At 28.9% G+C, this 1,269-nt stretch carries 1 protein-coding gene and 1 pseudogene; both read right to left on the bottom strand.

Annotated elements, in window-relative coordinates:
* Positions 1–708 (bottom strand): annotated as a pseudogene (locus tag OCV67_RS13305) (leucine-rich repeat domain-containing protein); the annotation flags it as partial.
* Between the two features lies 1 nt (position 709).
* Positions 710–1,269, bottom strand: a 560-nt coding sequence (locus tag OCV67_RS13300) for a leucine-rich repeat domain-containing protein (RefSeq protein WP_147644405.1), incomplete at its 5' end; no start/stop codon positions are given.

The following is a 1,269-nucleotide window of genomic DNA, read 5'->3' as shown; positions in this document are numbered from 1 at the left end:
TTCCGCAATCGAGGTTGTAGAAACAGATGAGCTTGTTGCCGTATTTGAAACAGCAGTTGTTTGTGTTGTTACAACTGTTGTTTCAGTTGTTGTTATATCTGTAGTAACAGGAGTGGTAGTTGTTACAGGCTCGTCATCAAGGGCTATAAAGGTAAATCCGTTTTGAAGTGCATATGTTTCTGCGGCTGTTCCTTTATAGCCTCGAATTACTACCTTATATGGTTTAACATATAAGTAATCAGTTATATATACATCTAATTCTTCTAAATATACAAGACGTTGAAATCTATGATAACCTATGGCTTCAACATTAATTTCAGTTACACTTTTTGGAATAGTTATATTATAACCTCTACTTTTAATGGTTTCAGGATTAAATAATTCTCCCTCATAACAAAAAGCTGCGTACCCAATTTTTCTTACACCTTCAGGTATTATCAAATCCTTATAATAGCAAGTATTGCTCAAAAATGCCTCACTTCCAATTTCAGTAACAGGATAACCATCTATTTCACTAGGTATTTCTGTAATAATTCCACTACCAATGGGTCCAGTTATTGTTGCTTCACCATTAATAATTTCATACGAAAAATCATTCACAATATTTATTTCATCAGCAGCTGAAACATTATTGAAATTAAATATAATTAAAACTAATAAAAGTAAAACTTCCAATGAACTAATCAAAACACGAGCTATTTTATTCATACTACCCCTCCTCATTATTTATTTCATATATAGTTACATTACTATCCTGAGGCAACCAATTAGAATATAACTCAACAGCTTCGCTTGGTACATATATTTTTAAATGATTCTGACAACAGAAAAATATATTATTGCAATAATTTTTAAGATTAATTGCTCTAAATGTAACTTCTATAAGATTATTACAATTAAAAAATACATAATTATCTATCTTATTTACACTTGCTGGAATTTTAATACTTTCTAAAGCTGTTTTTGCAAATGCTAAGTCACCGATTTGATTAACACTTTCAGGGATTGTTACATTTTTTAGATAAGAACAGGAATTAAACACATAACTTTCAATATCCTTTACTCCTTCAGGTATTACTACATTAATTAAACCACAATTATTAAATGCAAATTTTTTTATTTTAATAACACTTTGGGGAATATTTACTTCTGATAGATTTGTGCAATTTTCAAAAGTGTTTGTAAAAATATATTTTACATTCGGTATATCTATTTTTTCTAAACTGCAATTATAAAATGCACCCATTCCAATGCTTTCTATATTATCAG

Origin of the sequence: Porcipelethomonas ammoniilytica, assembly GCF_025567485.1 — a bacterium.
GTDB classification, from domain to species: Bacteria; Bacillota; Clostridia; order Oscillospirales; family Ruminococcaceae; genus Porcipelethomonas; species Porcipelethomonas ammoniilytica.
Note: the sequence above shows the minus strand (reverse complement) of the source record. Positions and strands in the feature narration are given on the sequence as shown.